Source organism: Nibrella saemangeumensis, from assembly GCF_039541915.1.
GTDB classification, from domain to species: Bacteria; Bacteroidota; Bacteroidia; order Cytophagales; family Spirosomataceae; genus Nibrella; species Nibrella saemangeumensis.
This window is the reverse complement of the sequence record NZ_BAABHD010000028.1, coordinates 130,644-137,829: the sequence shown is the minus strand read 5'-3', so window position 1 is coordinate 137,829 and position 7,186 is coordinate 130,644. Positions and strand designations below refer to the sequence as shown.

At 45.4% G+C, this 7,186-nt stretch carries 4 protein-coding genes; 1 reads left to right on the top strand and 3 read right to left on the bottom strand.

From position 1 onward, the window contains the following. Positions 1 to 265: 265 nt before the first annotated feature. The gene (gene pruA / locus ABD949_RS13125) at positions 266 to 1,897 is read right to left on the bottom strand and encodes an L-glutamate gamma-semialdehyde dehydrogenase (protein WP_345244155.1); all 1,632 of its coding nucleotides are present in this window, start codon (positions 1,895 to 1,897) and stop codon (positions 266 to 268) included. A 142-nt stretch (positions 1,898 to 2,039) separates the two neighbouring features. Between pruA and thrC the strand changes: the two genes are divergently transcribed. Continuing rightward, positions 2,040 to 3,347: a threonine synthase gene (thrC, locus tag ABD949_RS13120; RefSeq protein ID WP_345244154.1), complete on the top strand. Its 1,308-nt coding sequence runs from the start codon at positions 2,040 to 2,042 to the stop codon at positions 3,345 to 3,347. Here thrC and ABD949_RS13115 read toward each other — a convergent pair. Then, the gene (locus ABD949_RS13115) at positions 3,344 to 5,146 is read right to left on the bottom strand and encodes a tetratricopeptide repeat protein (protein WP_345244153.1); all 1,803 of its coding nucleotides are present in this window, start codon (positions 5,144 to 5,146) and stop codon (positions 3,344 to 3,346) included. The genes thrC and ABD949_RS13115 overlap by 4 nt on opposite strands. A gap of 424 nt (positions 5,147 to 5,570) precedes the next feature. Further along, the gene (locus ABD949_RS13110; RefSeq protein WP_345244152.1) at positions 5,571 to 7,130 is read right to left on the bottom strand and encodes an Ig-like domain-containing domain; all 1,560 of its coding nucleotides are present in this window, start codon (positions 7,128 to 7,130) and stop codon (positions 5,571 to 5,573) included. Positions 7,131 to 7,186 lie beyond the last annotated feature (56 nt).

Genomic DNA, 7,186 nt, shown 5'->3' with positions numbered 1-7,186 from the left:
TATTAGGCCTGCCGCTAGCGTTCATCCTGAGCCAGGATCAAACTCTCCATCGTAAATAGTAATATGCAGTCTCACGACTGCTTGCCCCAAAAAGGGCTGTCTTATGGCCTTAAATAGTGCTAATTATTGATGTCAATACGTCAAAGAACTTCTTCCCTTTCGGGTCGGCGGCCAACCGTTGTTGGCCTGTTTCATTGAATTGGACTGCAAAGGTAGTAGGTTATTTTCCGTTTGTCAAGACCCTCTTCAAAAGTTTTTAAGAATTTTATTCCGCCTGCATAAAGGGATAACTGATCTGTCTCGGTGGCACAAACGTTTCCTTAATCGTTCGGGCAGAAACCCAGCGCAAGAGGTTGAGCAGCGAACCTGCTTTGTCGTTGGTCCCTGATCCTCTGGCTCCTCCAAAAGGTTGCTGACCTACAACCGCGCCGGTTGGCTTATCATTGATGTAGAAATTGCCTGCCGCATGCCAAAGCAGTTTTGTAACTTTATCAATTACTTCTCTTTCTTTAGCAAATATTGACCCCGTGAGTGCATAAGGAGATGTTTGATCTACGAGCTTTATTACCTCATCGAACTCCTCCGGTTTATAGACATATATTGATAACACCGGACCGAATATCTCTTCACACATGGTCTGGTAAGCAGGATCACTTACCCGAAGGACAGTAGGCTCAACAAAATAGCCTTTTGAGTCATCATAGCCTCCGCCGGCGATTATCTCAACACCTTCATTGTTTTTAGCTTCGTCGATGTAACGGGCTATTTTACCAAAAGAGCGCTCATCGATAACGGCGTTGATGAAGTTCGTAAAATCTTCTACCCCGCCCATTTTGCAGGTAGCCAGTTCAGCAACAAGCCTTTCTTTTAATTGTGGCCACATAGTTGACGGAATATAGGCCCGTGATGCTGCTGAACACTTCTGTCCTTGGTATTCAAAGGCTCCCCGTATCAGGGCGACGACAACTTCTTCTACATCTGCTGACTCATGCACCAGAACGAAGTCTTTCCCCCCTGTCTCTCCTACTATTCTGGGATACGAGCGGTACTTATGTATGGTGCTGCCAATGATTCCCCAAATATTCTGAAAGACTTTAGTACTACCTGTAAAATGAATACCTCCAAAGTCTGCATGATTGAAAATGACTTCGCCCGCCAGGGGGCCATCTACATAAATAAGATTTATAACGCCATTGGGTAGGCCTGCTTCCTGGAAGACGTCCATGATAACCTTTGCCGAATAAATTTGCTGATAGGCTGGTTTCCAGACTATCGTGTTTCCCATCATTGCCGGCGCGGCTGGTAGGTTCCCCGCTATAGCTGTGAAATTGAAGGGTGTTAACGCGAAGATAAATCCTTCGAGCGGACGGTATTCCTGACGGTTCCAGACGCCGGGCGACGAGTTGGGCTGCTGTTGGTAAATCTTCGTCATGAAGTAGGCATTGAACCGCAAAAAGTCAATGAGTTCGCAGGCTGAATCAATCTCAGCCTGGTAGACATTCTTTGATTGGCCCAGCATGGTTGCCGCATTAATTTTGGCCCGGTACGGTCCGGCAATGAGTTCTGCGGCTTTCAGGAAAATGCTGGCCCTGTGCTCCCAGGACATAGCTGCCCAGGCCTCCTTTGCCTGGAGAGCAGCATCAATGGCCTGTTGAACGTGCTGCGCGTCGCCCTCGTGAAAGTAAGCTAGTGTGTGCTGGTGATCATGCGGGGGGGCAAGTCTGATGGTTTTTCCGGTACGAACCTCCGCCCCGTTTATGTACATGGGAATATCTTCTTCCCGGGAACGTAGTTCAGCCAATGCCTTTTTAAGGTTCTCACGCTCCGGTGAGCCCGGTCGGTATTCCTTGATGGGTTCGTTGACCGGCACCGGAACATTATAAAATCCGTATGTCATAGCTGGTTTTTGGTTTTAACAAAAATACAGATTAGGCGATGTCTTCGTTCACTCTCCTTTTGAACGGTTTACATTTGCCTGCTTTTGAGTTTCGGTTTCAGTTGGTTTTACCGTACTTTGCTATATTATTTAAAACCTTACCATGCGTTTTTACAGTACAAATAATCCGGATTTGACGGTTTCAGCAGAAGAAGCTCTTTTTCAAAGTATGCCAGTTGATAAAGGCCTTTATATGCCTATCACCATCCCATACCGCGATGCTTCTTTTTTCAATCGTATAGCGGATGGGTCGCTGGCGGATGTTGCCTACGAAATCAGCCGTGTTTATTTTGGTGACACTATTCCGGACGAAGCACTGGTTGGTTTGGTTCAGAGCGCCTTCCCCTTTGATACGCCCGTGCATGAACTGGACAAAGCGAAAAAGTATGTACTTGAGCTTTTTCATGGCCCTTCCCTTGCTTTTAAAGATGTTGGAGCGCGGTACATGGCAGCTTTTATGTCTTACTTCTCTCAAAAATTAGACCGTGAGATTAATATTCTGGTAGCTACATCCGGTGATACGGGGGGCGCGGTTGCTATGGGCTTTCATAATGTAGAGGGTGTACGCGTGTCTATTCTGTATCCGAAAAACAGGGTGAGTGATCTTCAGGAGAAACAGCTCACTACGCTTGGCGGAAATATTCAGGCGTTTGAAGTAGATGGCTCTTTCGACGATTGTCAGGCTATTGTAAAAACAGCTTTTCTGGACAGTGAGCTAAACAAAATAGTATCACTATCCTCCGCAAACTCTATCAATATTTTCCGTCTGATACCACAAAGTTTTTATTATATCCGGGCGTATGGCCAGTTAAAACAATTTGGATCACCCTTGGTCTTCTCTACACCCAGCGGAAATTTTGGCAACCTGAGTGCTGGCGTATTAGCACAACGTATGGGTTTACCCGTTCGGAAGTTTATAGCGGCTACGAATCTCAATAATGTAGTGCCTAACTTTCTCTATTCTGGCATATATGAACCTAAAGAGTCGGTAAGCACAATCTCAAATGCTATGGATGTGGGTAATCCAAGCAACTTTGTACGGCTCTGTCACTTGTATGGTAATGACCTGGATACGATTAAGCAAAACATTGAAGGTTATTTTTTCACGGACGAGGAAACGGAGGAAGCCATGCAGCGGATTTATCAACAGTACAATTATGTTGCCTGCCCGCACACGGCTATTGGCATTCGCGGCCTTGATAATTACCTCGATAAAGACACGCAGGTTTGTGGAGTTGCCTTAGCTACCGCTCATCCTTCCAAGTTCAAGCCGCTGGTGGAGTCTATCCTAGGACAACCTGTTGATGTACCAGAGCGCCTTGCCCACCTGGCTAATCGGACCAAACAGGTAATAGCTATTCCGGCAGACTTTCAAGCGTTTAAAGAAAGCCTGCTGCAAACGGTATCTTAGTTGATGATATCACCTCGAAGTAGCCGGAAACGCTTTCTGGCTTCGGCTACGTGAATGCTACCTGGATAATCCTGAAGTAGTTTTTGATAAAGATCCATAGCCGCCGGTTTATCCTTTTTACGCTCCTCTGTAATGGTGGCGTACAGAAATAGAGCATCATCCCCCAGGATATCCTGAGGATAACCAGCTACAATTTTTTTCAGGTCTTCAATGGCCTCATCATAACGTCCCTGCTTCTGGAACGTTTTAGCGCGTAGCCAGATAATTTCATCAACAAGGCTATGGTCCTTGTACTGGATTTGCATTTTATTTAGTGCCTCTATGGCCTGATCTGTTTTATTTTGAAACAGCATCAGGTCAATTGATGCATATTCTTTCATGGCCGCTTCTGTGCTGTCCATTCCGGTGTTATCCACAATAAGCAGGCTGAGCGATTCGGCATCGTTCGCAATCTCGCGGGAGGTTGCCATCTTCAAAATATCCAGTAATTCTTTAGCCAGCACAAACTCACCTTTGTAGTAGTGTAGTTTGGCGTTTTTCAGTTTGGCCTCATAGCCTAACAACTCCTCTTTCTGCGACTTTTCTACTTGCGAGTACAACAATGTGGACTCCCAAGGCTCTCCCATCAGCAGATAAATATCGCCTTTGTCAATTTTACACTTATCCACAAAGTTCTTATCGCCCCGACCCATTTCTATGGCGGTATTCAATGCGGTAAGCGCTGAGTCTTTCTCGTCCAAGTAATAAGCGTACAGGTTAGCGGTGTTGCGTAAGGCCTCCAGTGTTCTCGGGTTTAAGCCAATTTCACGGAGCATTTTCTGGTAATCCCGAATCAGCTTATGTATTTCAGCCTTATCCACCGGGTAGGTGTATTTAACCTGTTCTTCCCGGGCATTGATAACCATCCGGCGAGCGATGGGGTAAAGCTGTCCCTGTGGATAACTAGTAACGATGTACTCAAAGGCATCGGCTGCCGTTTTGTAATCCTTACTGTTCAGCGCCATCTGGCCAAGGTCATATACCCGCGAACCGTTCATCTTCATCCGACGATCCATGGCTTTCTCCTGGATGAGCGCCCTGTTAAAGCGTTGCTTCTGGAGGAGGTACCAGCTTAGCACTTCGTTGTAGGCAAGTACGTTCGGATTTTTCTGTATTTTGTCGTATACCACTTTCTCCAGTAAGGCTTCATCCTTGGAGTTTACTACGGTTTGCAGACTGTTGTAAACCACTTCTTTCTTCTCTCCTTGCTGAAGTACGGTCAGCATCTCCTCGATATACTTTTCGGTTGAACCTGTACTTCGGTATAAGGCCGCTAACTCTTCGCTGTGGGCACTTTCTTCTTTAGCCACAGTTCGGGCTGTTTCATAGGATTTAATCGCCCAGCGGGGTTCTTCTACCTCCTTAAACGCTTCTCCCAAGCGAGCCAGCCTGTCGCCTGACCCTTTTGCATCGGCAAAGGCTGCCGCAAAGGCGTTATAGCTCTTGGTAGTATCAGGCTGGTCTTTCAACAAGTAGCCGGTCAGCACATCATAATACACTTTGTTGTCTTCATCGGACCTGACCTGCTTTTTTAAAAATTTCAGGGCTTCATCTGACTTATTCACCCGCTTGAGACTATTCACATACCGGAACAGGGTTTGCCAGGCCGCGCCCTTCCTGATTTGTTTGCTATACTCCAGGGCAGCTTTTTCAAAGTCGCCGTTCTTGTAATACTCGCCCGCCAGGTCATCGGCGCTTTGAGCAAACACTGTCAGTGAGGTCATCAGCACCAACAGATATGTGAGTATCCCCTTATTCATTTTATAATAAATAATCTTTTTAAACAAAAGCTATTATAAATCATTACCACTGTGGAAATGTGAATACCTCAGTTATCCACCGAAGTTAACATTTAATTGTGGATTAAGTTGCATGCTTATCAACAGTGCTACTTTAGTTATCCACATGCAAGTCGTTGCTGGTTAGCCTATTAACAACTTGTCCACATTTCCCTACTTATTAAATGGTTGAAATGTGGACGAAAATTATGCACGAAACCGGGGCAGGGATAACTTGTTTATTCAACGTTCAGAAACCTCAGTTTATGCTTTTATCCACCACATTAATGTGTGGATAAGTGAATATACTAACTTTAATAAACAATTTGTGGGGATAACTCTCACCCTTATGCACACCCAAGTGCCACTTATCCACAGGGTTGTACACACAAAATTTATATATTTTTTATTTTGAATTGACCTTTTCCGAATACTCCAAATCTACGCCCTCAAATTGAAAATCGGCTTTAGCCTGAATAATGCTGGGGTAATAGATGATAGGTTCAGCTTCTTGTTTCAACTGGTAGTTACCGGTGTCCCACCGCCCGTTGTTGTTACGGTCAATGACGAGCCGCAGTCGGTAGCGACCTGGTCTGACATTGCGGAAGGTGTATGTCTTACTATTAACTTCCCGGCTTATAACTTTCCCGCTTTCATTGACGAGTTCAACGATATAATTAGGAGCATTACTCACAACCTGACCTTTCAACAAACCGAAGTCTTCAGGATTGAGGATTCGGTAGGTGAAAACGGTTTTTTTAAGCGAGTCTTCCAGCACACTCATAAACGCTCCCTCTTCTAACGATATACGAATATCTTTTCGGGCTGAGCTGTTGATCGGGTATGAAAGCATAGACTGCCCGTTGCTCCACTGTATTTTACCTTCGTCAAATTCCTCAGAGGATGTACTATCACTCAGGATGGTAATGAGTTGTTTATTTATCCTACCTACGGGTTTAGTAAACGTGAGGGTCCAGTTAAAGGTTTTTTCAACGGCATCGTTCTGTGGCGGTTCAGAAACGGCGGTAAATGGCTCCGCTTTATCCCGTCGGCTTCGGTCCCGGAAGGAAAGCGTTTGTTTCAAATCTGTTGATGTTCCGATTGAGTCAACCACGGTTAGCACAACACCAATGGTATCCGGAGTGGCCCGGTTCCGAAAGAACTTTATCTGATTAGCCGATGCCAGGATAGATGGAATACTGTCTTCTTTCCGGCGGAAGTTTACCTGGTATCGTTCGATGCCTTTATCCAGCGTAATACCATAACTATCCTGACGTGATTCTGTCCGACTTATCTTTGCCGGGGAATTGTTTTGCGAAAACAGTTGCAGTTCTACACCGTTAATGTTGCCGGTGAGGTTAATACTGTCTTTCAGAAAACCGATTCGTTCGTTCTGTTGATTGAACAGGAAGTTGTTGTTCGCGTCATTGAAGGCTAATAGCTCATAACCGCCCGCTCTGATGTTTTCCATCAGAAAGTTTCCGCTGGTATCTGTCTTGCTATAGTATATAGGTTTCTCTTTTAATGCATTCAAGGTATCACGTACGGCATACAAACCCACCAGCGCGTCGGCGACAACCTTCCCGGTTTTCAGATCGGTAACTTTCCCGCTGACGCTAAGGGAATCCAATTGGGTGCCGGTACTGAAAACCAGTTTCAGATTAGTAGCCGGGTTCCGTTCCGTAGCGTCTTTAATAGCGTCAGTGAAGCTTACCGTATAGGTAGTATTGTCTTTAAACGGCTCATTGAATTTCAGGTAAACACTCGTTGGCCGGATCTTGTAATTAAAGGTTAATCCTGTCCCTGGCGTAACAATGACTTTCTGCGGCAGATTTTCTACCGAAATATATTCGTTAAAGAAGAGTTCAATCTCCCTACCTTTAAAATTTGTCTGTTTGCTTTCGGGAATACTTTTCAGCAGAACAGGTGCCAGTGAGTCTTTCTTTCCTCCAGGCGGCTGAGCCACCTGAGCACACTGATTAAAAAGAACAGGAAGACAAATCAGAAGCAGCAGATACCAGA

Coding starts and splice junctions, on each gene's coding strand:
- ABD949_RS13115 (WP_345244153.1), bottom strand. CDS start 5,146: ATGAATAAGGGGATACTCACATATCTGTTGGTGCTGATGACCTCACTG.
- pruA (WP_345244155.1), bottom strand. CDS start 1,897: ATGACATACGGATTTTATAATGTTCCGGTGCCGGTCAACGAACCCATC.
- thrC (WP_345244154.1), top strand. CDS start 2,040: ATGCGTTTTTACAGTACAAATAATCCGGATTTGACGGTTTCAGCAGAA.